At 51.1% G+C, this 24745-nt stretch carries 23 protein-coding genes; 11 read left to right on the top strand and 12 right to left on the bottom strand.

Features of this window, described 5'->3' with window-relative positions; genetic code table 11:
• Nucleotides 1–6 precede the first annotated feature (6 nt).
• The 7 genes from KZZ10_RS09150 to KZZ10_RS09120 form a co-directional block, all read right to left on the bottom strand.
• A complete protein-coding gene (locus tag KZZ10_RS09150) occupies nucleotides 7–1137 on the bottom strand; it encodes a TIGR03364 family FAD-dependent oxidoreductase (protein ID WP_259661213.1) in 1131 nt (376 codons plus the stop codon).
• Nucleotides 1118–2203 carry an iron-containing alcohol dehydrogenase gene (locus KZZ10_RS09145; protein WP_259661212.1) on the bottom strand — a complete coding sequence of 362 codons (1086 nt, stop codon included), beginning with the start codon at nucleotides 2201–2203 and terminating at the stop codon, nucleotides 1118–1120. The genes KZZ10_RS09150 and KZZ10_RS09145 overlap by 20 nt, the downstream gene beginning before the upstream one ends.
• Complete coding sequence (gene phnE, locus KZZ10_RS09140) at nucleotides 2203–2943, bottom strand: phosphonate ABC transporter, permease protein PhnE (RefSeq protein ID WP_259661502.1); 741 nt, start codon at nucleotides 2941–2943, stop codon at nucleotides 2203–2205. Before phnE ends, KZZ10_RS09145 begins: the two co-directional genes overlap by 1 nt.
• Before the next feature lie 71 nt (nucleotides 2944–3014).
• Nucleotides 3015–3962, bottom strand: coding sequence for a phosphonate ABC transporter substrate-binding protein (gene phnD, locus KZZ10_RS09135; protein WP_259661211.1), 948 nt, complete (start codon nucleotides 3960–3962; stop codon nucleotides 3015–3017).
• 21 nt (nucleotides 3963–3983) lie between these two features.
• Nucleotides 3984–4874, bottom strand: coding sequence for a phosphonate ABC transporter ATP-binding protein (locus tag KZZ10_RS09130; RefSeq protein ID WP_259661210.1), 891 nt, complete (start codon nucleotides 4872–4874; stop codon nucleotides 3984–3986).
• Nucleotides 4875–4938: 64 nt separating this feature from the next.
• A complete protein-coding gene (locus KZZ10_RS09125; protein WP_259661209.1) occupies nucleotides 4939–5754 on the bottom strand; it encodes a UDP-2,3-diacylglucosamine diphosphatase in 816 nt (271 codons plus the stop codon).
• Nucleotides 5755–5776: 22 nt separating this feature from the next.
• Entirely contained in the window at nucleotides 5777–6973 is a 1197-nt protein-coding gene (locus KZZ10_RS09120; RefSeq protein ID WP_259661208.1) for a glycosyltransferase family 4 protein, read from the bottom strand.
• A gap of 194 nt (nucleotides 6974–7167) precedes the next feature.
• Here KZZ10_RS09120 and KZZ10_RS09115 point away from each other — a divergent pair, with 194 nt between their 5' ends.
• Nucleotides 7168–7779, top strand: coding sequence for a hypothetical protein (locus KZZ10_RS09115; RefSeq protein ID WP_259661207.1), 612 nt, complete (start codon nucleotides 7168–7170; stop codon nucleotides 7777–7779).
• Nucleotides 7780–7783: 4 nt separating this feature from the next.
• On the opposite strand, the gene KZZ10_RS09110 is transcribed toward KZZ10_RS09115, so the two are convergent.
• Entirely contained in the window at nucleotides 7784–9463 is a 1680-nt protein-coding gene (locus tag KZZ10_RS09110; protein WP_259661206.1) for an aminotransferase class III-fold pyridoxal phosphate-dependent enzyme, read from the bottom strand.
• 46 nt (nucleotides 9464–9509) lie between these two features.
• Here KZZ10_RS09110 and asd point away from each other — a divergent pair, with 46 nt between their 5' ends.
• Nucleotides 9510–10430: an archaetidylserine decarboxylase gene (gene asd / locus KZZ10_RS09105; protein ID WP_259661205.1), complete on the top strand. Its 921-nt coding sequence runs from the start codon at nucleotides 9510–9512 to the stop codon at nucleotides 10428–10430.
• Nucleotides 10430–11731, top strand: coding sequence for a lysophospholipid transporter LplT (gene lplT / locus KZZ10_RS09100; RefSeq protein ID WP_259661204.1), 1302 nt, complete (start codon nucleotides 10430–10432; stop codon nucleotides 11729–11731). The genes asd and lplT overlap by 1 nt, the downstream gene beginning before the upstream one ends.
• 16 nt (nucleotides 11732–11747) lie before the next feature.
• On the opposite strand, the gene KZZ10_RS09095 is transcribed toward lplT, so the two are convergent.
• Entirely contained in the window at nucleotides 11748–12527 is a 780-nt protein-coding gene (locus KZZ10_RS09095) for a GNAT family N-acetyltransferase (protein WP_259661203.1), read from the bottom strand.
• Between the two features lie 164 nt (nucleotides 12528–12691).
• Here KZZ10_RS09095 and KZZ10_RS09090 point away from each other — a divergent pair, with 164 nt between their 5' ends.
• From KZZ10_RS09090 to phoR, 4 genes are all read left to right on the top strand, one after another.
• On the top strand, nucleotides 12692–14926 hold the full coding sequence (locus tag KZZ10_RS09090) for a PhoX family protein (protein WP_259661202.1): 2235 nt from the start codon (nucleotides 12692–12694) through the stop codon (nucleotides 14924–14926).
• A 127-nt stretch (nucleotides 14927–15053) separates the two neighbouring features.
• Nucleotides 15054–15758, top strand: coding sequence for a phosphate signaling complex protein PhoU (gene phoU, locus KZZ10_RS09085; protein ID WP_259661201.1), 705 nt, complete (start codon nucleotides 15054–15056; stop codon nucleotides 15756–15758).
• Between the two features lie 10 nt (nucleotides 15759–15768).
• Nucleotides 15769–16503: a phosphate regulon transcriptional regulator PhoB gene (gene phoB / locus KZZ10_RS09080; RefSeq protein ID WP_259661200.1), complete on the top strand. Its 735-nt coding sequence runs from the start codon at nucleotides 15769–15771 to the stop codon at nucleotides 16501–16503.
• 27 nt (nucleotides 16504–16530) lie between these two features.
• On the top strand, nucleotides 16531–17835 hold the full coding sequence (phoR, locus tag KZZ10_RS09075; RefSeq protein WP_259661199.1) for a phosphate regulon sensor histidine kinase PhoR: 1305 nt from the start codon (nucleotides 16531–16533) through the stop codon (nucleotides 17833–17835).
• Nucleotides 17836–17879: 44 nt separating this feature from the next.
• Here phoR and KZZ10_RS09070 read toward each other — a convergent pair whose 3' ends face one another.
• From KZZ10_RS09070 to KZZ10_RS09060, 3 genes are read right to left on the bottom strand one after another with little or no spacing between them, the layout of a single operon-like run.
• Nucleotides 17880–19118, bottom strand: coding sequence for a hypothetical protein (locus KZZ10_RS09070; RefSeq protein ID WP_259661198.1), 1239 nt, complete (start codon nucleotides 19116–19118; stop codon nucleotides 17880–17882).
• A 1-nt stretch (nucleotide 19119) separates the two neighbouring features.
• Nucleotides 19120–19740, bottom strand: coding sequence for a hypothetical protein (locus tag KZZ10_RS09065; RefSeq protein ID WP_259661197.1), 621 nt, complete (start codon nucleotides 19738–19740; stop codon nucleotides 19120–19122).
• Nucleotides 19741–19762: 22 nt separating this feature from the next.
• A complete protein-coding gene (locus KZZ10_RS09060; protein WP_311133551.1) occupies nucleotides 19763–20482 on the bottom strand; it encodes an energy-coupling factor ABC transporter permease in 720 nt (239 codons plus the stop codon).
• 350 nt (nucleotides 20483–20832) lie between these two features.
• Here KZZ10_RS09060 and KZZ10_RS09055 point away from each other — a divergent pair, with 350 nt between their 5' ends.
• Genes KZZ10_RS09055 through KZZ10_RS09040 form a run of 4 tightly spaced genes read left to right on the top strand, consistent with a single transcriptional unit; the run spans nucleotide 20833 to nucleotide 24725 of the window.
• Nucleotides 20833–21498: an ABC transporter permease gene (locus KZZ10_RS09055; protein WP_259661196.1), complete on the top strand. Its 666-nt coding sequence runs from the start codon at nucleotides 20833–20835 to the stop codon at nucleotides 21496–21498.
• Between the two features lie 6 nt (nucleotides 21499–21504).
• Nucleotides 21505–22572: an ABC transporter ATP-binding protein gene (locus tag KZZ10_RS09050; protein ID WP_259661195.1), complete on the top strand. Its 1068-nt coding sequence runs from the start codon at nucleotides 21505–21507 to the stop codon at nucleotides 22570–22572.
• Nucleotides 22569–23450: an ABC transporter permease gene (locus KZZ10_RS09045; RefSeq protein WP_259661194.1), complete on the top strand. Its 882-nt coding sequence runs from the start codon at nucleotides 22569–22571 to the stop codon at nucleotides 23448–23450. The genes KZZ10_RS09050 and KZZ10_RS09045 overlap by 4 nt, the downstream gene beginning before the upstream one ends.
• Before the next feature lie 30 nt (nucleotides 23451–23480).
• Nucleotides 23481–24725, top strand: coding sequence for a metal-dependent hydrolase family protein (locus tag KZZ10_RS09040; protein WP_259661193.1), 1245 nt, complete (start codon nucleotides 23481–23483; stop codon nucleotides 24723–24725).
• Nucleotides 24726–24745: the final 20 nt, after the last annotated feature.

Genomic DNA, 24745 nt, shown 5'->3' with positions numbered 1-24745 from the left:
AGCACGTTAGATTCCCCAGGATTGCATAACTTCTTCGGCCAGTGCAAAGGAAGTGCTAGCGCCGGTCCCACTTGTGACACTTACGACGCGGACATCAGCGTGTGGTGCCAGGATTAGCGCATCTTGATCGCCGGCTCCAACAGGATAGCGACCGGTCCAGCGATGCGTGACGTCGTAGTTGGTGAGTAAGAGCGCTTCTTCAAGGTGCTTCAAAATTAAGTCATCCACCGATTCGATTGCATAGGGTTCGAATAGATTGGCAGGATGATGTGAGTCGCCAACGACAAGGCTGCCGTCTTCGCTTTGAACAACGATCAGATGGATACCGGCTGCAAGTGAATCAGGTGTCTCTTTCTCAAGTCGCTGCAATAATTCCTGATGACAGCCAAGCCCCGTGTACCCGGCATAGCGCACAAAGCTTAAGTCGCTCATGACGGCGGAGCTAAGTTTGAAGTTGGCCGGAGGCTTGACTCGGAGCATTTGTAACTGCGTCAGGGTGAGTTGATAGTCTTGAAGATAGCGTTTTGCAATGCCATTGAGTTCGGTGCCCGGACACAAGACGATACGCTGGGCCAGCAGAGTGCCTGACGACGTTTGAATTTGCGGCAATGCAAAATCTAGGACTTCGCAGTTATACAAAAACTCAACATTGTGCGTTTTCGCAAGCCACGCGGCAATTTGGGGAATGGCATCGCGTGACTCGACGCGAAGTTCGTGTGGGCTGTACATACCCCCTACACAGGACTCGTTGCGCACAGCGCCGCATGTTTTTGCCAACATGTCTTGTGTGAGTAACGAGCACTCCTCGCCCATTTGTGTGTCTTTGAAGGCTTCTAGCAAGGCTAAGGCCTCTGGCCGCTGCGCCACAAGGGTAAGCCCGTTGTGGCAAATCGGGATCGCTGCGGCTCGTGCAAGTTCTTGCCATAAATCGCGTGAGCGTCTTGCCCGACGCCAAGTGTCGCCGTCTCGTTGCCCTGTCACCGTGATGAAGCCAAAGTTTCGGATGGAGGCGCCTACACAGCGCGGATCCTTGTCCAAGACCACAACGCTTAGGCCTGACTTGGCGGCCATCCAAGCGTGCGCTAGACCGACGATTCCTGCGCCAACAACGGCGAGATCATACTTTTTGAAGTGCATGTTGTGGGGATAATTCAATGAAGTTACGTCCACGCTTTGTGTGTAAAGCGCAGGCAATACGGCGTTCGGTCTCGATGCTGTGATCATCGAGGGAGACAGTCGGGCAACCAAGAGCATTGACCCAAGCCTCCAACTGGTACTCATCAGAAATCACAGGTTGCATTGCCGCGCGTAAGAAGATCTCCATTTCCTCGGAGCTTTGACTGGCTAGTTGGTAGACCTTGGGCAACCAGCGGCCGCAAGCTTGTCCGTGCGACAACCCGAGCCCGGTCGTATCGTCATACGAAAGCGCGTGAACGAGGGCAGTTTCAGTTAGCGCCATCGCCTGACCTGCCCAGAGCGCTGCGCTAGCCATCTCGAAGCGATACGAAACATCCTCGGGGTTATCTATAATCCGCGGCAATACTTTTACGATCTGTTGCGCTGCAGACATCGCGTAAGCGAATGCCTTTGGCACACGGTTACGATTCCAAATCGTTTCAAGCGCATGAGATAGGGCATCGATGCCGCTGTCTCGCGTCACTAGCCAGGGTGAGGTCAAGGCAAGCTCTGGGTCAATGACTGCCCAGTCGGCCACGACGGCAGGACCAAAAAGAGAGTGCTTGGTTCTATTCTCGATATCCCAAATGGTAGCGGTTGAGGATACCTCACTGCCCGTGCCTGCCGTGGTTGGCATCAGGATCATTGAGCAGCTCTCGAATTCACCGACTTCGATTTTGCGATCGAGAACCGAGGTGATCGAGGCTGGGTGGGGTATGTTCAGCCGAAGTGATTTAGCTAGATCGAGCGTACTGCCTCCGCCGATTGCAACGATGATCGGTAAGTCGCGTCTAGTGTGTATGCCCCAAAAGTCTCGTCTCAGGCTATCCGCAAGCTCGACGGTCGGCAGTCCGTCAGGACAACGGATAACCTTCAAGAGGTTTGGTCCAAGAAGGGTTTGTAGCTCATCGACTAGCGTCTCCGAAGCATGATGATAAATCAACGCAACGACAGGATGTTGCTTTACGAGTTGAGGCAACTTATGCCGTGCCCCAGTGGAGATGATGATCTCTGGTTTGGTTAGCATCAAGTAACCTGTTTGCGAAGATACGCCGAGATGACATCGATAACAGTGACCGAGGCGATCAGAATTAATAAGACAGCGCAAGTTTGCGCGTATTGAAAACTACGAATAACCTCATACAAAATGACACCAATACCGCCTGCGCCAACCATACCAACCACCGAGGCTGAACGCACATTGGACTCGAAGCGATAAAGACAGAAGGAAATCCACATTGGCAGAACTTGGGGAACGATGCCAAACACGATTTCCGCTAAGCGAGAGCCCCCAGCCGCCCGGATTCCTTCAACAGGTCGTGGATCAATGGCTTCAACCGCTTCAGAAAAAAGCTTGGTGAGCGTGCCAGTCGTATGAACAAAAAGTGCGAGGACGCCTGCAAACGGGCCGAGCCCAACCGCCACGATAAAGAGGAGGGCGAATACCATCTCATTGACGGCTCGCAACGCATCCATCAGTCTGCGGGTCGGTTGATATATAACAGGGCTGACGACGTTGGAGGCGCACAAAAATCCGAGAGGGATAGATGCAACAATCGCTAAAAGCGTCCCCCATAATGCAATATGGATCGTCACAATCATCTCTTTGATGTAGATGCGCCAATCCATAAAATTCGGTGGGAAAAAGTCACGTCCAAGCGTGACGATGTTTCCCGAATGCTGTACCAAATCCAAGGGGCGAATTTCTGCCCCCTGCCACGCCCAGCCTGCAACAAGGATTGCAATGACCCAGCCGGCATAATACATTGGGCCACGGCGATTAGACTGCGCGTGCGCTCGAATGCGTTCGAGCGCGTCGATTTGGTATGTTGAGGCCATTAGTTAAGCTTTGCGAGCGCCTGATCAATTTCAGCAAGCTTTGCTGCACGCTCGGCGTCACTGAGGCCCTGTGCCGTTTCAAACTTCACGCGATCTTTGAACAGTTCGAGCTGGCGAATTGGCTTGAGTTGGTCATTTGTCGAAGCCCGGAAGCCACCATAGTTATAGATGTTCTTTAAGATCAGTTTTTCCGCCTCGTCTGTCTTGGCGTAGTTCAAAACAAATGTACGAATCTTCTCTTTGATGGCGGGGTCCAGATCCTTGCGCCACACAAACGGATCGCTAGGGATTAATGGGCTCTTCCAGATAATACGCAGCTGATCGTACAAATCAGGGCGGGTAGTCTGTAAGCGACCCATATCTTCTGTGTTGTTTGTAGCAACGTCGAGTTGCTTGGCAAGGATCGCTTGAATGTTGTTGCCATGGCTGCCGTTGCGGACAGTTTTAAAGATGGCACGTGGATCGACCTTGCGTGCTGCGAACACGTAGTAAGTCGGCACCAAGAATCCCGATGTTGAGTTTGGATCACCGATGCCGAAATTCACAGCCTTCGGATTCTTGAACACATCGTCTAAAGTTTTGTAGGGCGAGTCTTTGTGTGTAATTAAAAGTGCCTCGTAGCCAAAGCTTCCGTCGGCGTACATCAGCTGCGCGAAGATTTCACCATTTGCGCGATCTACCGCTTCCATCGCAGCTTTATTGCCGTACCAAGCAACTTGGACCTTATTGAAGCGCATCGCTTCAATCACGCCGGCATAGTCTGTTGCGTAAAAGGACTTGATCTTCAAACCAGTCTTCTTCTCCATATCTTTGAAGAATGGTTCCCATTTTTCACGTTGTGCAGAGGCTGAGTCCGTTGCGATAATACCGAATGACACCTCTTGCGCGAAGGCAATCGCACTGCTGACGGCTAGGCAAGCACCCAGCACCAAATGTTTAAGCTTCATGTAATTCTCCAGTTAAATGATTTAAGCGCTGACAAGTGAATGGCTTTGACTTTCGTTGACGTGCAGTACGGCAGGGGGCTCGTTCATCAAAAGTTCTTGGGCATCAGCCCCGTACAACTGATTCAGACGTTGTTCCGTGAGATCTGCAATGGGTCCGTCAAACACAAGGCGACCACGACTCATCCCTAAGGCCCGCTGGCAATAGGTTCTAGCAATTGAGATTTGATGCAAACTCACTACAAGCGTCATACCCAATTCTTTTGTCAGTCCAAAAAGTACATCCATGACTTTTCGTGCCGACTCTGGATCCAGAGATGCGACAGGCTCATCCGCTAACAGGACTTTCGCTCCCTTGAGCAGTGCTCTGGCCACGGCGACGCGTTGCTGCTGACCGCCTGAAAGTGTTGAGGCGCGCTGATAGGCTTGCGGACCAAGTCCTACCATGTCGAGACATTCAAGCGCCTGGACACGTTCAGCTTCTGTAAATCGACGGAACAACACATCGAAAGTGCTTTTTGTGTGCAGGCAACCAACCAATACGTTGGTTAACACATCAAGTTGACCGACAAGATTGAACTGCTGGAAGATAACTCCAGTTATCTTGCGCGTTTGAGCGATCTCGTCACTAAATCGATTACCTTGAAGCGCAAGCTTTGAGCCGATTGCAATATGACCGCTACCCGCATCCATTCGGGCTAAGCCGCACATCATTCGAATCAGAGTAGATTTACCGGATCCGGATGCGCCCAGAAGTGCGACGCATTCCCCTGCCGCAATCGAGAATGAAATCCTATCGAGCGCTTTGAAGTGACTTTGCTGGCCGTGGGCTAATGCAGGGAATGTTTTAGACACATTCTCTGCAACAATCATTGGGTGCGCAGACTGCGTTGGAATTATGTCGGATGGAATCATGCAAAGAACTGTAAATGCCGATTGTTACAAGTCGATGAATCCCTGAAATAAAATTTGCTCGTCGCTAAACAGCAACGACTGGATCGTGCGACTCGGCCTCTTGCGCAGCGCCGCGATAGGGCCAGTGAATGACTCTTAGCTCGCCGGTGTAGGTTTCTACTATGGCCGAGAGGCTCTCAACCCAATCACCGTCATTGCAGTACAAGATTCCATTGATTTCGCGTATCTCGGGACGATGGATATGCCCGCAAAGCACGCCGTCATAGCCGCGACGTCTGGCTTCGTCTGTTATGACCGTTTCGAACTCAGTAATAAACGAGACTGCGTTCTTGACCTTGTGCTTCAGGTATTGGGATAGTGACCAGTACGAAAGCCCAAGCTTGTGACGTGCGTGGTTGAAGGAATTGTTTAGTCTAAGAACGAGGGAGTAGAGGGAGTCTCCCAGGTAAGCCAGCCATTTGGCGTGCTGGATGATCCCGTCAAAGAGGTCTCCGTGTGTGATCCAGAGACGACGTCCATCCATAAGTTCGTGCGTGGCTTCGTCTAGTATTTCGATATCACCGAAGGCCATACCGAGGAACTGACGAAGCACCTCGTCATGATTTCCAGCAATGTAGGTCACGCGCGTACCTTTTCGAGATTTGCGTAGGATCTTCTGTACAACATCGTTGTGACTTTGACGCCAGTACCACCCCTTTTTTAATTGCCAGCCGTCAATAATGTCGCCGACTAAGTAAAGTTGCTCGGACTCATTCCACTTTAAGAAATCTAGCAGGTACTCTGCCTTACAGCCGGGCGTTCCAAGATGAATATCCGAAATCCAAATCGCGCGATATTTCTCTGGACGCTGCTCTGGGATGAAATACTCGGGAGGAGGCATAGGAATCGATTTCCTCAAACGGCTAGGATTGTTTGGAGTTGTTGAGCGTTACGAGCGAGCGAAAAATTTCTTCAGTGCGAGACAAAATGATGTTCCAGCTATTGTTTTGTGCGGTCTGTCTTGCTTGCAGACGAATTTCGTTACGATGGATCGCATTGTTTGTGACCGCCTGCGTAGCAGCGATAAATCCTTCTTCGTCATTCGGTGTCAAAAGGAGTCCATTCTTCTCTGAGACGATGAGCTGGCCGGCTGCGGCATGATCGTAGGCCACCACGCAAAGGCCGCTGGCCATTGCCTCGAGCGTTACGTTACCGAAGGTCTCTGTCAAACTAGGAAACACAAACAAATCGGCGCTCGCATAGTGCTCCGCTAGTTCCTGCCCACGTCTCGTGCCTGCGAAGATTGCATCTGGGCAGAGTCTTTGCAGTGTGTTTGCTTCTGGACCATCGCCTACGAAGACGAGTTTTGCCTTAGCACCTGCGTGTATTAGTCGAGTGTAGGTGTTGATTACAAGGCTAAGATTCTTCTCAACTGCAAGGCGACCAACCGAGAGTAAAACAGTCGTTTTGGGGTCGGCGCCCCAAGTTTCGCGTAACTGGTTATTTCGGTAATCTGGCGAAAACTTTTCTGTGTCTACGCCTCGTGGCACAACGATAAGCCGCTCAAAGCCACCAATGACTAACTCGTCCTTCAAGCGTTGTGTGGGCACCATTGTGCAACGGGCAGCGTTATGGAACTTGCGCAGATAGGACACGATGGTGCTCTTTAGCCAGCCCAATCCATAAAGCTGGCTGTAAGCGTGAAAATTTGTTCTGAAGTCCGAACTGACAGGGATACCAAGCTTGTGTGCCGCGCGGGCGGCGGACCATCCGAGTGGCCCTTGCGTCGCGATATGTACAAGATCAGGGCGGTTCGCCGTCCAGAGCTTACGTAAGCTGCCTAAGGCGGGCAACCCCATTCTGAGCTGCTTGTACATAGGGATTGGGGCGCCCCGCACGAGCAGTTCATCAGGCATCGCGCTATGTATCGGCTCTTCCTGGCGACGTGGACGAATGAGCGTAATTTCATGCCCACGCTCGCGTAGTCCCTTAACGATAATCGAAATGGTGTGCGCAACGCCGTTAACATCTGGAGGGTATGTCTCTGTCACCACAGCCATGCGTAGGCTGGGCTTGTCTGGAACAATGCGCTCTACTTCTATCGAAAGCGGCTCTTTCATTGCCGACCTATTTTGACAGGATGCACGCAATGTACTGAATCAATATAACGATTCGATGACAGGAAACATTCCTTCTGACATGAAAACTTAATATCACTGTCACACAATATTCATCATTCCGTAGCCGTCATCTGAAATAATCCGCTCACTAGATCAATGACTCTGATCACACAATTTTGAACAAAGGATCAAAGATGAAAGAGCTTCTGAAAACGTTAAGCGTACAGAGATGGGATGACCATCGCTATTACCACCATAGTCGTATCAATCAAAGTCTTCACTTTGTCAGTGCGATTTCATTTTTGGTCTCCTATGTCTTGTTGTTTATCAATCCGGTCGCGGCCTCCTTTGTTGCGTGGTTGATCGCTATGACGACACGACAGTCAGGGCACTTTTTCTTTGAACCCAAGGGTTATGATCATGTAAACCAAGCGACGCATGCGCATAAGGAAGAGATCAAGGTTGGTTACAACTTGCACCGCAAGATTGTGTTGCTTGCTATTTGGGCGATGATTCCGGTTGTCGCGTACTTTGCGCCGCAGTACGTGACTTGGATGGTGCCACAGGCTTATGAAGATACGTTTTTGCGACTTGTTGGGATGTCTTGGTTGATGCTTGGAGTCGCAGGGCTAGTGTTTCGTGTGGGACAGTTGTGCATCATTGATAGCGCCCAAGCCGCCTTCGCCTGGGCGATCAAGATCATTACGGATCCGTTTCATGACATCAAACTGTATTACCGCTCGCCGATATATCTGCTGCGCGGCGAGCTGATTGACCCGATGCCCCACATCCAGCACTCCAAGTAAGCAATCAGTTCGGTGAGAGTCTGTGTGTAATCAGTTCCCTCAATAGTTGACGCTGGATGGTCTGATTTGTTTGCCCATCCGGTGTCCACCACCAAGCGTCTTTATGCATTTTCTGAGCGGCCCGCACAAAGCGCATAGCGAAAGATTCAAAATCATCGTCGCTAAAGTTCAAACTAAAAATCATTCTTCCTGTACCGACCCAGCTCAGCGCGATGCCCTCTTGCCTAAGGTAGAACTGGAGCATCCAGTTATACCGACTCGGGCAGTGATAGAGAACGGTCCACACAGTAGACATTGCTTCGACCCGAACGGGCAGATTCGCTTCAGAAAGTTGCGTGTTGAGTTGGATCGCCCTCGCGCTCCATGTGTCATTCAAACGTTCATACAACTTACGCACGGGCTCGGTTTCGATGCGATGGAGAAAAGCATTCATCGCTCCCATCACGTAGGGGTTTGCGTTGAATGTGCCTCGGGCAAAACAAAGGTCTGCAGGTCTCGCCTCTTTGTATCGCTTCATCAGTGCATGCGAGCCACACACGACGCCAATCGGAAGGCCTCCTCCCAGCGTCTTACCGTAGGTCACAAGGTCTGCTTTTATATCGAAGTACTCTTGCGCACCTCCGTGTGCAAGCCTAAAGCCAAGAAACACCTCGTCCAGAATCAGGACAATCCCACGCTCGGTGCATACGCTTCGCAACTCGTGAAGCCATGTCGTATAGGCGACTCGGTCAAAGTGGGCGCGGCGACTACCACTCAGCAAAGTCGAATCAGTGGGTGCACTCTGATTCGGATGCATCGCCTGGATCGGATTCACCAGCACGCAAGCGATATCCTTTCTGTTGCGCAGTACTCGCAAGGTGTTGGCATGCATCTCATGAAGTGTCAGGGTGTGGGGCGAGGGTGGCATCGGGTTGCCAGGTCCAGGCTGTACATCATCCCACCAGCCGTGGTAGGCAGAGGTGAAGCGCACCAGTTTGGTTTTTCCGGTGCTGTAGCGTGCGACTCGCACGGCCTGCATGACGGCTTCGGTCCCAGACATATGAAAGGAGACTTCGTCCTTGTCGGCTATTTTGCACAGACGCTCTACGTTATCGAGCACGCAGGGATGATACGAGCCCAGCACGGGCCCCAGGTCTCTGACCATGGCAATACCCTCGTCGATGCACGACTTGTAAAAGTCTTGACCGAAAAGATTGACGCCATAGGACCCGGTAACGTCGATGAATGCATTGCCATCAAGATCGGTCAGATGCACCCCTTGGCTTTCACTCCAAAAGCTACCCAGCACGAGATGCTCTTGGAGGAAGGATCGAAACTGAAAGGGAACGCGGTATTGGCTGATCAACTGAAGATCCGAGATCATCGGTTTGACTTGCACAGTGTGCGCGAGGGTTTGGGGCGAGTGGTTCTTGAGGTTGTTGCTGAGTGCAATCAGCGCAGTCGAGCGACGCGCTACGACCTCTGGTGGCGCGTTATCACAGGCAAGCCATTTATCTCGGTTGTAGGAATAGCCGGGTATCAAACGAGTGATGCGTTTTGCCCATCGCAGATGTCCTCCGAGAGAGGGAGATTTCGCAAGAGACAGTTGAAGTCGTTGCCAAAGTTTTTTGGCGATCACCCAGAGCGCGACGAGTATGAGAACGTACTGCGCAATTTGTAATGTATCTAGAGGATATTCGTTCATGGAGCCTCACCGTAAAAGCTCCTTTTTATGAAAATTGGATGACTAAATGATGACTTTTAGTAAACAAGTTAGAAACATTGTCTTGAACGAGGATATCAACTTCCTTCTGACGAACCGGATCCCACGCAAAGCCGTTACGCACTTTATGGGGTGGTTCAGCAAGCTGCGTAATCGGTGGGTCTCCAGGCTGTCGATCTCGGTCTGGCGTGTATTTACCGACCTGGATTTGTCCGACGCAAAAAAGCAACAGTTTGATAGTCTTCACGAGTGCTTCACCCGAGAGCTTCGAGACGGTGCGCGAGTCATTGACCGGAATCCAGAGGTATTCGTCAGCCCCTGTGATGCAATTGTCGGTGAATGCGGCTACGTGGTTGATGGTCAGGTATTTCAGGCTAAGGGATTCCCTTACGCGATAGAAGAGCTCTTTGGTCGATCAGAGGACGTTAGCGCGTGGAGGGATGGTTGCTATGTAACCTTGAGACTGACCTCTGCCATGTATCACCGTTTTCATGCCCCTCACGATGGCGTGTTGCGTCGAGTGGTCTACATGTCAGGGGATACCTGGAACGTCAATCCGATCGCACTTAAACGTGTAGAGAAGCTCTTTTGTAAAAATGAGCGAGCCATGCTCGCTATGAACGTCGGAGCTGGGGAGTATGCCGTCGCACTCGTTCCCGTCGCGGCGATTCTGGTGGCGAGTATTCGTTTGCATGCGCTCGATACGATCTTCGGTGCGAGCTATCAGGGCGAGACGACAATGCTGTGTGAGCATAGGTTCGAGAAGGGACAAGAGCTCGGCTGGTTTGAGCATGGCTCAACGATCATCGTATTTGCGCCAAAGGGTTTCTCGCTGAGCCCTGGGATTATGTCTGGTGCACGACTACGCATGGGGCAGCCGTTAATGAACATGCCGCAAGAGGGTATAGCGCACCACAACGGCGCCATGTCCGCTCAAGGAGGGCTCTGATGACCCGCGGTTTTTATTACGTCATTGGGGCACAAACGTTTTCCGCCCTCGCGGACAATGCGCTTTTTATTGCAGCGATTGCACTGATTCAACAGCTTTCAGGCCCAGACTGGATGGCATCTATTATGAAGTGGTGGGTCGCCGTCGGCTATGTTGTTCTGGCCGCTTACGTCGGTGCATTTGCAGACACCTATCCCAAAGGACGGGTCATGTTGTGGACAAACTCGCTCAAAGTGTGTGGTTGTGTCCTGATGTATTTTCATAGTGCATTCCACTTAAGTGGCGAGGGTCAGATCGCTTTAGTCTGCGCGGCTTTTGCAATTGTCGGTGTCGGTGCAGCGGCGTACTCCCCAGCGAAGTACGGCATTATTACTGAGATGCTTGCGCCGGAAGACCTTGTCAAAGGTAACAGTTGGATAGAAGGAATGACGGTCCTCTCCATCATTCTTGGAGCCGTATTAGGTGGTCTATTGGTATCGCCCACCGTTGCTTCCTGGCTCCTTTTACAGCCAGCCATTGGGGCGCTTGCCACAACGCCAGCAGAGGCCGCAATTGTTGTGATCGCATTTCTCTATGCAATCGCTGCGTGGTTGAATTTTCGCATTCCCGATACGGGCGTGCGCTATCCTCGGCAGTCGAACAACCTTATGACCTTAAACCGTGTTTTTTTTCGGTACGTATCGGTGTTGTGGCGTGACAAGCTCGGGCAGATATCGTTGGCGGTCACAACGCTATTTTGGGGAGCCGGCGCGACATTGCAGCTCGTGGTGATTGAATGGGGACGGGTTCAGCTTAACTACCGCCTAGATCAAGCGAGCATTTTGATGGGTGTTGCAGCACTTGGCACTATATTCGGTGCGATTGCAGCCTCCAAGGTCACTATTCAGCGATCCCTCTCGGTGCTGCCGGTTGGCGTCGGTATGGGGCTAGTTGTACTGGCGATGCCTCTTGTGCAGTCAACGCTGTCTGTGTATGCCTTATTGCTGTTAATTGGCGGATTATCTGGCTATTTTGTGGTGCCGATGAACGCGTTGTTGCAGCATCGAGGGCATGTGTTGCTGTCGGCGGGACACTCAATCGCTGTCCAGAATTTTAACGAGCAACTTAACATTCTGGCAATGGTGTCTCTTTATACAGTCATGCTCTGGTTAGAGATACCGATTAACGTCATCATCGTCGCATTTGGCGTGATGGTTGCAGCACTTATGACGCTAATTATTCGATGGAATAATGTGAATCACAAACAGAACCCTGCGCTGCCTCAACAGATTGGCGATTCAGGGCACGGGCGGTCTTTGTGAGTCTGTTTGCCGAGGGTTATTTTTCGAAGCCAAAGTGACGCCGATACCTCGCGCCCATGTTGGAGATAGATAAGAGCATGGGAAAGTCTGCGGTATTGAAATCTGGATCCCAGGCTGGCTGGCCACAGATCTGCGCGCCAAGCTTTTGGTAGCCGGCCAGCAAGGCTGGCGCTTTGGCAGGAAGGGAGCTGTCGAGACGTTCAACGGGGTAGCGGTTGTGCGGCGTGACACGCAGAGTATCGGGTTGTATGACTGCATCGCGTACGTCACGCCAGACTTTTGCAGCCGTTACGCCGTCATCGCGCAAGCTCACACTCGCGCAACCAAATACATATTGATGGTTGCCTCTCTTCAAAATTTCAGCTAAGCCGGACCAGAGCATCATGAGCGCTCCGCCTTGCCTGTAGGATTCATGTATGCAAGCTCGTCCAAACTCGACAAGCTCGAGGCGGAGATCCCCTAGGCCAGAGAGATCAAATTCGGATTCGGAATAGTAACCACCGGCCCGTGACGCATTTTGTGGAGTGAGTACACGGTAGGTTCCGACGACTTCATCTGTTTCCAGATCCCTCACCATCAAGTGCTCGCACCAGCGATCAAACGCATCGCTATCTAATCCGGGAGTATTGGGGTTGAATTCAGCGCCATACTCGCTTTTAAAAGTGTCGTAACGTAATCGCTGGATGAGGTCTAGTTCTTGAGTGGTTTGAGCGAGACCGACCACCAAGCCACTGCGGGTTGTTGACGTGCTCGGAGGATTGATAAAACTTGGGGCGTTGTGTACAAGTTCAAGCATCTAGACAGTCTCCTGAGATGCCCGTCATTGTGCGAAAGAGATATTTCAAAAAAGTGACGATTTGATGAAATATTTGTGATTCATATCCTTGTATGTTGTGGTTATATTTGTCATTCAGTTGTCATGTGATTTTGCTGCAATCGTGGCTTCAAAAGGGAGCTGCTATGTCACATGATTTAGATGACCAAAATGTAAATCTTTCCGGTAATGCTAGTTTTCAGGACGTGTTGTCCTTGGCGGTACAAAATCGTGGTCGCCGAAATATCATTAAAGGCGGACTCGGTTTGGCGACGCTTGCTGCGTTGCCTGGTCTAGCGCATGCTTCTAGGGCCGTTCCCCAAGCGTTACCATCCTCTCTTACCTTTCCGTCAGTTGCAAAAAGTGTGTTTGACCAGGTGGTGCTACCTCCTGGTTATAGCTTTAGTATTCTGCATGCAGCAGGTGATCCGATTGATACTACCGTTCCCGCGTACACAAACGCCGGCTTGGAAAAGGACGACTGGTCTCATCGCATCGGTGATCATCATGACGGGATGGAACTCTATTACATCGACGATGCTGGACGCTATTCAACGACCGCGACGTCTAGAGCGGTGCTTTGCGTCAATCACGAGAGTTCGGCTGACTCTCATTTCCTGCACCCTGAGGGACAGACTTCAAATGGGCAGTCTCGCAAAAAGTTTGATCAGTTTGGTTTTTGGGACTTAGGCGTGCGTCCTGAGCTCGAGGTGTTGAAAGAAATTAACTTGCATGGCGTGTCAGTGGTTGAATTGCAGCAGACCGGCAGAGAGTTTTCTTATAAAATTGACTCGACATTGAATCGTCGTATCACGCCAGAGACGCCGATGCGGATTGCGGGCCCCCGCGACCAACTAGCCGATATCCAAAAAATGATGCGCACGGCCTTTGATGCCACTGGTGCGACCTCGCGGGGCACACTCAACAATTGCGGACACGGGATGACCCCCTGGGGGACTTACCTGGCATGTGAGGAAAACTGGGCACGGTATTTTCAGATCGCTCCTGGTGCGAATCCTGGCGACGTCAATCACGTGGCTTCGCTTAAGCGCTACGGCGTTGCTTCTGCGCCCTTAGATCCAAAGGCTCCTCGGGCCTCTAGCCAAGGTTGGCATACCGTATCGAGCTCCGACAGCCGTTTTTCTCGATGGAATCTTGCCGTCTTGGCCGCTGAGCCAACGGCCGATTTCCGTAATGAAGCCTATACCTTTGGCTACAACGTAGAAATTGATCCGCTCAATCCCCGCTCTACACCGGTCAAGCGCGTCACCATGGGGCGCTTCGCCCATGAAGCTGCTGTTTGCGGCATTCCGGTGGCAGGCAAGCCTTTGGCTTTCTATATGGGTTGCGATTCAGTCAACGAATATATTTACAAGTTCGTGAGTAAGGAACTTTGGGATCCGAAGGATGTTGGTGGAGGGTTGGCAGCCGGCGATAAATACTTAAACGAGGGCGCTTTGTATGTCGCGCGATTTGATGCCGATGGCACAGGGCGCTGGTTGGAACTGACGTTTAAAAACCCAGCGATCGCAAATTTTGCAACCTATCGTTTCGCTAATCAGGCGGACGTGTGGGTCAACGCCCGTTTGGCTGCTGACGCGGTGGGCGCCACGCCAATGGATCGCCCCGAGTGGGGGGCTGTGAATCATGTGAATGGAGAAATATATTTTGCTCTAACAAATAACAACGTGACACACCGCACACCGGCAAAAGTCAATGCTGTTAATCCACGCAGTTACGCGGATCCGGATGGCCGTAAGTCAATGGGTAATCCCAATGGTCATATCATTCGTTTTCGCGAAGACGGTGGGCTATCCACTGCGGCCAACTTCGCTTGGGATATCTTTCTGTTTGGTGCCGAAGATGATGCTGGACCCGCGAATCTATCTGGGTTGACTGCCGCGAATGACTTCTCTTCGCCCGACGGCCTTTGGTTCAGTAAGGCAACTGGAATTTGCTGGATCCAAACTGACGATGGTGCGATGACGGATGAGACGAATTGCATGATGCTCGCCGCCATTCCCGGTAAAGTCGGGGACGGAGGTAAGCGCACGATCGAGAACAAGCTCACGATCGCCGGTGTCGAGCAAACCGGGACTCAGGAGACCTTTGTGGGTGCGGTTCTCGGCGAGGGGCGTTTGAAGCGGTTTTTGGTGGCGCCCAAGGGCGCCGAGGTAACTGGCGTGACAGAGACGCCGGACGGCAAGACGCTGTTTGTGAATATCCAACATCCTGGGGAGAAAACGCCCGCATTAGGGGTCGCGGAGGGGTTTAAACTGGAAAGCAGTTGGCCGGGGAATATGGGCTATGGAAAGCCGGGCCGTCCGCGATCTGCGACGATCGTCATCACTCGGGACGATGGTGGTTTAATCGGACTGTAGAGAGGATCGGCCCCGCCGTGCCTGGCGGGGTCGTAATCAAAATGAAATATTTGCTAGTTAAGGTAGCGCCTTAGTGTAGATATGATGTTGTATCGTCTACCGATTAAGCTGGTCTATAGGAATTAATATGCCTGATAAACACATCTCGTCGCAGTTCGACCTTGAGTTGAACGCTCTTTGTAGTAGCTTGCTTGAAATGGGTGGGCTCGTAGAGTCGCAGACGCAAGAGGCGATGGCTGCGTTTACCGAAATGGATCTGGAGCGTTGCGAGGCTGTGATCGCTCGAGAAAAAATCATCAACGCAAAAGAGATCGAAATTGACTCGGGCTGCACTGAGATTATTGCAAAGCGGCAGCCCACTGCACGCGATCTGCGTCTGATTATGGCGATCTCCAAAGCCAATACAAACCTAGAGCGTGCGGGCGACGAAGCCGAGAAGGTTGCGAAACGCACGAGAAAGATTATCCGCAAAGGTGTTGAGAACAATATCAACGTTGCAGAGATAATCATCTCGGGACAAATGGCCCTTAAACAGCTGCGTCAAAGCCTAGATGCCTTTGCAAGGCAAGACGCTGCGGCAGCTGCCGCGATCGTTCTGGATGATAAACAGATTGACGAAGAGTTTCGTGCCTTTGTGCGTAAGCTGACGTCCTATCTTGCTGAAGATCCGCACACCATTGCGACTGGCTTGGATATTCTAACCATCGCGAAGTCTGTCGAGCGCATTGGTGATCATGCAAAGAACATTGCGGAGTTCGTTATTTATGTCGTGGGTGGTGATGATCTCAGACACACTCCCAAGAAAGAGTTAATGCAACGCGCGACGGAATAGGGATTGGATCATGAGTCAACGTATTCTGATTGTTGAAGACGAGCCCTCAATATCTGAACTGATTGCGATCAATCTACTTCACGGCGCGTATGTTGTCGATCGCGCTTTTCAGGCCGATGAGGCGACCCAGTTGATACGTCAGACCATGCCAGATCTAATCATTCTTGATTGGATGCTTCCTGGAAAGTCAGGCGTTCAGTTTGCGAAAGAGTTGCGAGCCAACGAAGCTACGGCAATGGTTCCTATTTTGATGCTCACCGCAAAGAGCGAGGAGGCAGACAAGGTGCTGGGTCTGGATTCCGGAGCGGATGACTACATGACCAAGCCCTTCTCAACGAAGGAGCTCATGGCGCGCGTCAAGGCGCTTCTGCGTCGCCATAGTCGGGCGCCATCCCAAGATGAATTGATGGTACTTGGCGCGATGCGGTTAGACCCGGTCACACATCGCGTTACAGCCGAGTGGCCTAATGCTACTCGTCGCGAAATCGTGGTTGGACCTACCGAGTTTCGTTTACTACAGTTCTTAATGAGCGCTCCAGAGCGGGTGCATTCCCGGGCTCAACTGTTAGATCAGGTGTGGGGCAATGAGGTATTCATCGAAGAGCGAACTGTCGATGTACATATTCGCAGATTAAGAGTCGCGCTCGCCGTCGCGAAATGTGATGCCTACATTGAAACCGTGCGAGGAGTCGGTTATCGTGCCACGAGAACACCGAGCCCAAATGCGGACGGTGATAAGTCTTAGATACAGTCGCTCGGAGCTTTTTGATTGATGTCGGCAGCCGCAGGGCGTTTCATGCTAATCGTACTTACCTCACTCGCTTTGGCGATATTGGGGTACGAAGTGATGGGTGTGTGGGGTACTTATCTCTTCGGTGTAGTGCCGCTGATTATCCCCTTGCTATATTCCTACTACAACTTACAACGGTTGCAGAAAAACACTGCTACAGCCGACGATTCGTCGTTACTCGCTGTTGGTCTGTGGGGTGAGGTGTTTACGCAGCGTCAGCGCATGTTGACAGAACTGCGAGCACGGATCCAAGCAATCGAACAACAACACGATCGGTTCATTCAAGGGTTTCAGGCATCGCCAAACGGTGTCATCATGCTTGATGAGAAGAACCAGGTTGAATGGTGTAATGCCAGTGCCGAGCGTTTTTTTGGTTTAGATTTTAAAAGGGATGCAAATCAGAGCATCGCACATCTTGTGCGTAATCCGGAGTTTGTGGGTTATCTGAATGCCGGAGATTTTGATAATCCCATTGTGATTGAACGCCTGGGTGTCGCGGCAAGCCTCACAGTAGTGGTGCAGGTATTTCCCTTTGCGGATGACCAGTCCTTGTTGTTAGCGCAAGATATTACCGAACTGCAGCGTACGGAAGCAATGCGTCGAGACTTTGTAGCAAACGTCTCGCACGAGATACGCACGCCGCTTACGGTGTTGATTGGTTTTTTGGAAACCATGCAATCGATTGAATTGGCTCCGGATCAGCAAAGTCGATATTTAGATTTGATGATGACACAATCGCGTCGAATGAAAAATCTTGTTGAAGATTTATTGACGCTTGCAAAGCTTGAGGCAAATTCTAAGGTCGCACCCTCCACGCCTTTTAGTGTGATGGCGGAAATGGGCGCATTGCGCTCTGACGCCGAGGCGCTTTCTAAAGGTAAACATCGTATTGATTTTTCGGTAGAGTCAGCGCATGCGTTGATGGGAGAGCAGCGTGAGTTGCAGTCTGCTTTTAGTAATCTCATATCGAACGCGATTCGCTACACGCCCGAAGGCGGCTCTATTCAAGTGAAGTGGTCGGTGGCAGAGGACGGTTACGGTGAGTTCGCCGTGACTGACACCGGACCAGGTATTGATGCAGCGCACATCGCACGCTTGACCGAGAGATTTTATCGGGTCGATGGTAGCCGCTCACGCGACACGGGTGGGACTGGCCTTGGGCTTGCCATCGTCAAGCACATTGCAAGTAGGCATCATGCCCAGTTACAAATTGTGAGTACGCTAGGGAAAGGAAGTACGTTCACCTTACGCTTCGCACCGGAGCGCTTGGACGTTGTTGGCACTTAGGTGCGTTTAGATACCGTCATGGCTCAGAAGGCAGTTAATACTTTTTAGCGAACCAGCACAGACGGTGATGCGGGGATGCTGCCGGGAATCTTATTCAACGTAATGAACTGAGACAGCAAGTCAATAACAATCCCAGAGTATCCCGCATGTGTTTTTGGGATTGAATAGCGCTCTCCATCCGCGGTAGCCTGGTATAACGGCTGTTGAGTTGTAGAATTTTTCTGGATGATAAGTAATGAGTAGGGGTTCGGCTGACTCGTATTTAGTTCGGAAAATTTGGAAATAGGAGGGACCGAAACATAATAGGGTGGCTCCTGTGTCTGCACTCTTAGCAGTTGTCCAAGAAAATCAAAAATGTTTCTAGTTGAGCGTAAGCGGATCACCAACTCCTTTTGATTATCTTGTGGCTTGATCGCAGGTAATCTTGAGGAGTCGGTTTCAATATGTTTGGCCAGAGATCCCTTGCAAAATAGCGCCTCTCCACTCACACCGGGCAATTGATAGTTTGAAAAGCGATCTTTGTTAATGCACAAGCGTGTCACTTTCTTGACTTGCGTTAGCTGATACAGATTTTGATCTAGGCTCGACACCTTCTTGGCGCGCAGTTTCAGATTTTTGACGGCGGCTAGATTATGGGTAATGCTTTTTTCAATTTCCTCACGACGCATCGGTATGCCGATTGCGACTTCCTCTTCGATTTGCTCCGTCGTAATGTCCCATCGAATGAGGTGATATAGGTGTTTCTGAAACTCTGCGTAATTTGGTAGCGTGGGGTTATTTAGAAATATCTCTTTGCGTCCCTTAGTGTCTATGATCTCGATGGAGTCAACCACGAGCGTCAGCAATATCTCTTTCGGTATGTGGTCCGCTGAAAAGTAATGGACGGCTTCGACTGGAATTTGACTCAAAAATCCAGACATAAATGATGAATTGTCTAAAGACGCTTGGGTAAAGCTAAAAGAGTTGCCGGTAGACAGACCAGCGGCAAGCCCGCCGTCGGCGAGACCTTTAGACAGTAGTGCGGCGCTAACCGTTACGGATCCAGAGCCAATGACTGTCGGAATATCCAGAAAGCTCAAGGGGCGCTGTTGGGAGGCGCGAACAATATTGACCAGGATATTATTGACTTGATACTTTTCGACTACTTCGCCATACGTTGCCGACATCTCACTAAATTCGGGTCTGAGTAACGAGCATGATGAAAGACTGATGGCTAGCAAGGAGGCAGCAACGCGAGCGGTGAGCCACTTCAGACGATGCCACGCATCTTTTGTCGAGGGCATGCTAGTCCTTGAGTTTTGCTGGCACGAGTTGCAAGCTTTGTAGGTGGTCTAGTTGCGCATAGAGGCCTTCTTTTGTATTCGCAGGCGGGCTTGCGCCGGCCTCGAGCCCCTTGAGCTCCATATACTTGTGCTCCATTTTGCGAATGGTTTCAAGGGCGTCCTTGATGACCTCGTCGTGCGGATTGGCAAGCAAGGGGTAAATGGCATAGACCAAACTGTAGACTGAGGACCCACCCGTATGGCCGGGGTTAGGGTAGCCCGTCCTGAAAAGAGTCTCTAAGGCCTTCGCGCACTCTGCATTCGTATTTGCGTTTCTAAGAAAAAAGCGTAACTCCTCAACCCTGTCTGACACATTGAATTTTGTGCTTTCGATTTGTAGGCGATTTACCGCCTTAGCAACAGACTTTGCATGCTCTCGCTGCAAAAATGTAGCCATGCCGGAAAGGATAACTGAAGACAGTAGCCAAATACCAAGATTGGAATTGAAAAACTTTATAAATCGGCGCCCAACGCTGTCGGCATCTGCAGCAAGCGTACCGATTTTTTTTATAGGTTGTATCTCTGCGCGATAAATTTCCTCTAGCGCGATTTCTGCTTTTCTTGCGTCGGTTAGTTCAGGCATATCTCTCGTCCTTGGCTAGAAACTAACCGAGCCTAGGCCTTGCGCTAAGCAGCCGTGAATTAAAAAAATTTACGTCTTGTACCTGACGGATCCGTTTAGCGCCCGCTAGCAAGCAGACGTCAAGACACGACTCCAACACAATCACACCAGCATAGGCGCTGCCAAAGCTAAGGATACTGGCCATCGTTGGGATACTTAAGCCTTGGCCGTAAACCGACCAGAAGGCCACCCAGGCGACGACTCCACCTTGAAATGCGAGTGACAGTTTAAGGGTTTGGCGATACGTCAGATCGACATACGGCGTAGACGGCGCGATGACACGCTTTGCAATAGCGCCCATCGCAAATAGCGGAAGCAGCAAGGAGGTCAGATTCATACCGAGCTGTGGCAAATCAGTCGGGGCGAAAAATACACCTTGTATGAGTAAACCAAGTGCGAGACCAAGCGCGGTTGGTGCTGCGCCAAACAAAAGAAACAGTGTGCTTCCCATAATCAGGTGCACTTCCGAGACCCCGACCGGGTGGTGCCAGAGCACTTCAAAAGAGCAAAATACCAAAAAGGTCGCAATGATCGAGCGTGTCACGAGTGCAGAAAGGCCATCAGATCGAAGCATTTCGATGGCAGCCTTGGCGGTGAGCGTAAACGCCACGCTAGCTGTACCGATGCTCAGAAGTATTTTTGCGCCGTCTACTACGCCTGGCTCGATATGCATGATGCGGACACCCAAAAGAAGTTGGAACAAGAGGTTGCGAGTTAGCAACTATAAAGTATCGCGAGGGTTGAGTCAGGTCAACTCTGTTTTCTAGACTCTGATGCAAAATCGAACCCGACTAGGTAAATTCTGGTTTAAGCTCAGGGTAAATACCGGTAATGTAACGACCACCGAACCCCTAGCATCCATTGAATTAGTTACTAAGAGTGTATTGAGTGTTAGCAAGCATCGCTCCAATTAGACGTTTTCACCTCGGCAAATGGCTTTTGCGGGCATTTGTATTCTTGGTTTACGCAATTATGTTGTGCCCCTTAGTCTTTGTGATCTGGCTAAGCTTTTTCAAGGATTCGATTCTTTATTTTCCACCCTCGGGGTATACGTTGTCCTGGTACAAGAATGCCTGGGACAATCAGTCTTTTGTTAATGGGTTTATGTTCAGTTTGCAGTTGGCCATTGTTTCGGCACTGATTGGCGTTTCGATGGGCGTTGTAGCGGCGCTAGGCTTGATTCGATATCGCTTCAGAGGTGCAAAATATGTGAATACCCTTTTGTTGTCGCCGTTATTGATGCCTGGAATTGTTGCTGGAATAGCGATTTATTTGTTTTATTTAAGGACGGAAAACTTTTTAGATCGCGATATCGTAGGCACTCTGGGTGGGTTGGTGCTGGCACATATTTGTCTGACTATTCCCTGGACGGTGCGGCTTGTTTCTGCAAGCATGCACGGCTTAGATCCCTCGATAGAGGAGGCCGCGCGCAATTTGGGTGCGAACGGACGTGTTGCTTTCTGGCGCATCACTCTGCCAATGCTACGTCCTGCAATCGTAGCCGCTGCATTGTTTAGTTTTATCGTTTCGTTCGAAAATCTCGAGGTCTCGCTGTCCCTTGTTGGACCTGGGAGCACCACACTACCTATCGCGATCATGCAATATCTCGAATTCAATCTGGACCCGACTATCGCAGCGGTATCGTCGGTTCAAATCCTTTTGCTCGGTATCATCATGTTGGTGACTGACCGTTTCGTCAAACTCAGTCAAGTGGTGTGATCTCATATGGCTAATGTTTCTCTTATTCATCTTAAAAAGCAGTTTGGGCAATCTGTCGCCGTCTCAGACTTTTCTCTCGAAATTGCGGATGGCGAATTAGTGTCATTCTTAGGGCCGAGCGGTTGTGGAAAGACGACGACGCTACGCATGATTGCGGGATTTATTGACCCGACCGCAGGCCGAATTTTGATTGGTGGCACGGATGTCACTGCATTGCCTGTTCATCAACGCAATACGGGGATGGTGTTTCAACGCTACGCGCTCTTTCCGCACATGACCGTTGCGCAAAACGTTTCGTTTGGACTTGAAATGCGGAAGGTCTCGGCCCATGAGCGAGATCGTCGCATTGAGTTGGCCCTTGATATGGTGCGAATGACCGAGTACAAAGATCGTTACCCACGTCAGCTCTCGGGTGGACAGCAACAACGGGTGGCTATTGCGCGTGCGCTAGCGATTGAGCCTAAAGTGTTTCTTCTTGACGAGCCATTGTCTAATTTGGATGCAAAGCTACGACTTGAGGTGCGGGAGGAAATCCGTGCGTTGCAGCAACGGTTGGGTTTGACGACCATCTTCGTCACCCACGACCAGGAAGAGGCTCTCGCAATATCGGATCGAATGGCGATCATGCATGACGGCAAAGTCCAGCAAGTCGGTCGCCCAGATGTTCTGTATGAGCAACCTGAGAATTTTTTCGTTGCCGAGTTTCTTGGAAAAATGAACTTTTTTTCCGGCACGTGTGTGGGGCCAGGTCAGTTTAAGACTACAGACGGATTGCTGCTCAACGTGGATGCTGTGACTCAGAGCACGAAGCGAGTGGGTGTGCGGCCAGAGCGGGTTGAATTGGTGGCTGTCGCCACAAGCGGAAACAATATACCTGTGACGGTACAGTCATCGGCATATTTAGGATCCTTCGTCGACGTGGTGTTGGCCGGTCCGAATCAGCAACGCCTATCGTGCCAAGTGCCTAATACGGCAACAGTGTCTCCCGCTGATGCATTCACGACCGGACGAGGGTTGGTCATGAACTTTAAGGCGTCTGATTGTGTGGTCTTTAATGAGGAGGGGGGCGCGTGAGCGCGGTACCCCAGGGGGGCGCTCGCCAAGCGCGACTCGGCGCCTGTTTGGCCTTCCCATCCTCTTTGGTGGTGTTTTGCATCATCATGGTGCCCATCGTCTTGATGTTTCGTTATAGCTTTAACTTTCATGATCCTGTGCACATCATGCGGGAAGGTTTTACCTTTGAAAACTACGTAAAATTTTTTAGCGATTCGTATTACCGTGGGGTGTTTTTTGACACGATAAAAGTCGCTGCGACCTGCACCTTGCTTGCGCTTCTGTTTGGTTTTCCCGTTGCGTATTTTTTGGCTAAGACACAGTCTCGGCACAAGAGCCTGTTAATTATTCTGCTGGTCTTTCCCCTGATGGTCGGCAACGTTGTCCGAGCCGCGGGGTGGATGGTGGTGCTTGGTAATGCCGGCGCAGTCAATGCCTTGCTGGTCTGGCTCGGTGTGATCGCGCAACCAATTAAGTTGCTGTACACACCCCTGGCAGTGGTAATTGGCACCACAGCCGTTGTATTGCCGTACATGATACTGACGCTCCAGAGTGTATTGGAGGGAATCGATTTCGCCGTAGAAGAGGCAGCACAGAATCTCGGTGCCAACATGTTTACGACCTTTTGGCGCGTTGTGCTGCCAATCGCAGCTCCCGGTGTTGCCGCGGGAACGATGCTGGTATTTATTTTGTGCATGAATGCTTACGCTACCCCTGTTTTGCTTGGTGGGAGCGGAATCACAATGATGGCGCCTTCTTTGTACGGCCAAATAGCCAAAGCGTCTAACTGGACCTTTGGCTCGAGCATGGCACTTATTCTGGTGATTGCCACCATGCTAATTGCGTTGAGTGCAAATTGGTTGATCCATCGCAGGTACGTCAGAACAATGGCGTCGTAAGTTCCTGCTTAACGAAATTTTGAGGTGTCTATGCAAGAAACTGTTCTCTTCAAAAATGGAAATTTGCTCGATCCGCTGCATGATGCACTGCTAGGGCCTCACGACATTTTGATTGAAAATGGGTTGATCAAAGAGGTGTCGGATAACCCGCTGAGTAGCAAAACGGCTCGAGTGATCGATGTGGCTGGCAAGACAATCATGCCTGGCTTGATTGATTTGCATGTGCATGTGACCGCGACTCAGCTAAATTTGAGTACTCAGGGCGCATTGCCGGATGCTTTGGTGATGATGCGCTCGGTACCCATTATCAAGGGCATGCTGCAGCGTGGGTTCACCACCGTACGCGATGCCGCTGGTGCTGGCTGGGGCCTGAAGTGCGCAATCAATGAGGGAACGATCGATGGGCCACGTCTCTTTATCGCTGGCCGTGCACTAAGCCAAACTGGTGGGCATGGCGATCCTCGGCCTCGGTCAGACCATTTGCGTCCGATGAGTTTTTGCGGTTGTTGCTTTCGCGCTGGTGATATCGGGCGAGTTGTGGATGGTGTTGACGCTTTGCGGGAAGCAGTCCGCCAAGAGTTTCAGATGGGTGCAGATCAGATCAAAATTATGGCGTCAGGTGGCGTTGCATCGCCCACCGATCCCATCGCCTCTTGGGGGTACTCCGACGAGGAAATCGCAGCGATCGTTCACGAGGCGAAAGCGCGTCAAACCTATGTTATGGCACATTCCTACACGCCTGAGGCCATCGCGCGTGCGGTTCGCTTAGGCGTGCGCACGATCGAACATGGCAATTTAGTCGACCAAGCGACTGCTAAGCTCATGCAAGCACACAACGCCTATGTGGTCCCCACCTTAATTACCTTCGAAGCACTCGCCAAAGAGGGTGCGCAATACGGACTGCCGGCCGATAGCGTTGCAAAAATTGACGAGGTTCGCACAGCGGGTCTTGCCTCACTTGAGATCTACCGCAACGCGGGAGTCAAGATGGGTTATGGAAGTGATTTGTTGGGCCCATCCCATCGGTTGCAGAGCGAGGAATTCCGGATTCGCGCTGAGGTCCTGCCGATCGCTGAGGTGTTACGCAGCGCGACGACCACCGCCGCGGAAGTATTGAATATGACGGGCAAACTTGGACGGCTGACGCCAGGGGCCTTGGGAGATGTCCTAATTGTTGAGGGTGATCCGTTGCGCGACGTGTCTTGTCTGCTGGGGCAGGGGGACCACATTCCGTTGGTCATGAAAGAAGGTGTTGTGTATGTGAATCGTCTTTAGGACGCGGATCGTTTTTTACT

Source organism: Zwartia hollandica (assembly GCF_019923725.1).
Lineage (GTDB): Bacteria > Pseudomonadota > Gammaproteobacteria > Burkholderiales > Burkholderiaceae_B > Zwartia > Zwartia hollandica.
Note: the sequence above shows the minus strand (reverse complement) of the source record. Positions and strands in the feature narration are given on the sequence as shown.

What these genes read in the sequence shown, in the direction of transcription:
- KZZ10_RS09145 (WP_259661212.1), bottom strand. Translation starts at nt 2,203, where the DNA reads ATGCTAACCAAACCAGAGATCATCATCTCCACTGGGGCACGGCATAAG.
- KZZ10_RS09150 (WP_259661213.1), bottom strand. Translation starts at nt 1,137, where the DNA reads ATGCACTTCAAAAAGTATGATCTCGCCGTTGTTGGCGCAGGAATCGTC.
- asd (WP_259661205.1), top strand. Translation starts at nt 9,510, where the DNA reads ATGATGACTTTTAGTAAACAAGTTAGAAACATTGTCTTGAACGAGGAT.
- KZZ10_RS09125 (WP_259661209.1), bottom strand. Translation starts at nt 5,754, where the DNA reads ATGCCTCCTCCCGAGTATTTCATCCCAGAGCAGCGTCCAGAGAAATAT.
- KZZ10_RS09110 (WP_259661206.1), bottom strand. Translation starts at nt 9,463, where the DNA reads ATGAACGAATATCCTCTAGATACATTACAAATTGCGCAGTACGTTCTC.
- phoR (WP_259661199.1), top strand. Translation starts at nt 16,531, where the DNA reads ATGTCGGCAGCCGCAGGGCGTTTCATGCTAATCGTACTTACCTCACTC.
- phnE (WP_259661502.1), bottom strand. Translation starts at nt 2,943, where the DNA reads ATGTATTATGCCGGCTGGGTCATTGCAATCCTTGTTGCAGGCTGGGCG.
- KZZ10_RS09095 (WP_259661203.1), bottom strand. Translation starts at nt 12,527, where the DNA reads ATGCTTGAACTTGTACACAACGCCCCAAGTTTTATCAATCCTCCGAGC.
- KZZ10_RS09070 (WP_259661198.1), bottom strand. Translation starts at nt 19,118, where the DNA reads ATGCCCTCGACAAAAGATGCGTGGCATCGTCTGAAGTGGCTCACCGCT.
- KZZ10_RS09065 (WP_259661197.1), bottom strand. Translation starts at nt 19,740, where the DNA reads ATGCCTGAACTAACCGACGCAAGAAAAGCAGAAATCGCGCTAGAGGAA.
- KZZ10_RS09050 (WP_259661195.1), top strand. Translation starts at nt 21,505, where the DNA reads ATGGCTAATGTTTCTCTTATTCATCTTAAAAAGCAGTTTGGGCAATCT.
- KZZ10_RS09130 (WP_259661210.1), bottom strand. Translation starts at nt 4,874, where the DNA reads ATGATTCCATCCGACATAATTCCAACGCAGTCTGCGCACCCAATGATT.
- phoU (WP_259661201.1), top strand. Translation starts at nt 15,054, where the DNA reads ATGCCTGATAAACACATCTCGTCGCAGTTCGACCTTGAGTTGAACGCT.
- phoB (WP_259661200.1), top strand. Translation starts at nt 15,769, where the DNA reads ATGAGTCAACGTATTCTGATTGTTGAAGACGAGCCCTCAATATCTGAA.
- KZZ10_RS09120 (WP_259661208.1), bottom strand. Translation starts at nt 6,973, where the DNA reads ATGAAAGAGCCGCTTTCGATAGAAGTAGAGCGCATTGTTCCAGACAAG.
- lplT (WP_259661204.1), top strand. Translation starts at nt 10,430, where the DNA reads ATGACCCGCGGTTTTTATTACGTCATTGGGGCACAAACGTTTTCCGCC.
- KZZ10_RS09040 (WP_259661193.1), top strand. Translation starts at nt 23,481, where the DNA reads ATGCAAGAAACTGTTCTCTTCAAAAATGGAAATTTGCTCGATCCGCTG.
- KZZ10_RS09090 (WP_259661202.1), top strand. Translation starts at nt 12,692, where the DNA reads ATGTCACATGATTTAGATGACCAAAATGTAAATCTTTCCGGTAATGCT.
- phnD (WP_259661211.1), bottom strand. Translation starts at nt 3,962, where the DNA reads ATGAAGCTTAAACATTTGGTGCTGGGTGCTTGCCTAGCCGTCAGCAGT.
- KZZ10_RS09115 (WP_259661207.1), top strand. Translation starts at nt 7,168, where the DNA reads ATGAAAGAGCTTCTGAAAACGTTAAGCGTACAGAGATGGGATGACCAT.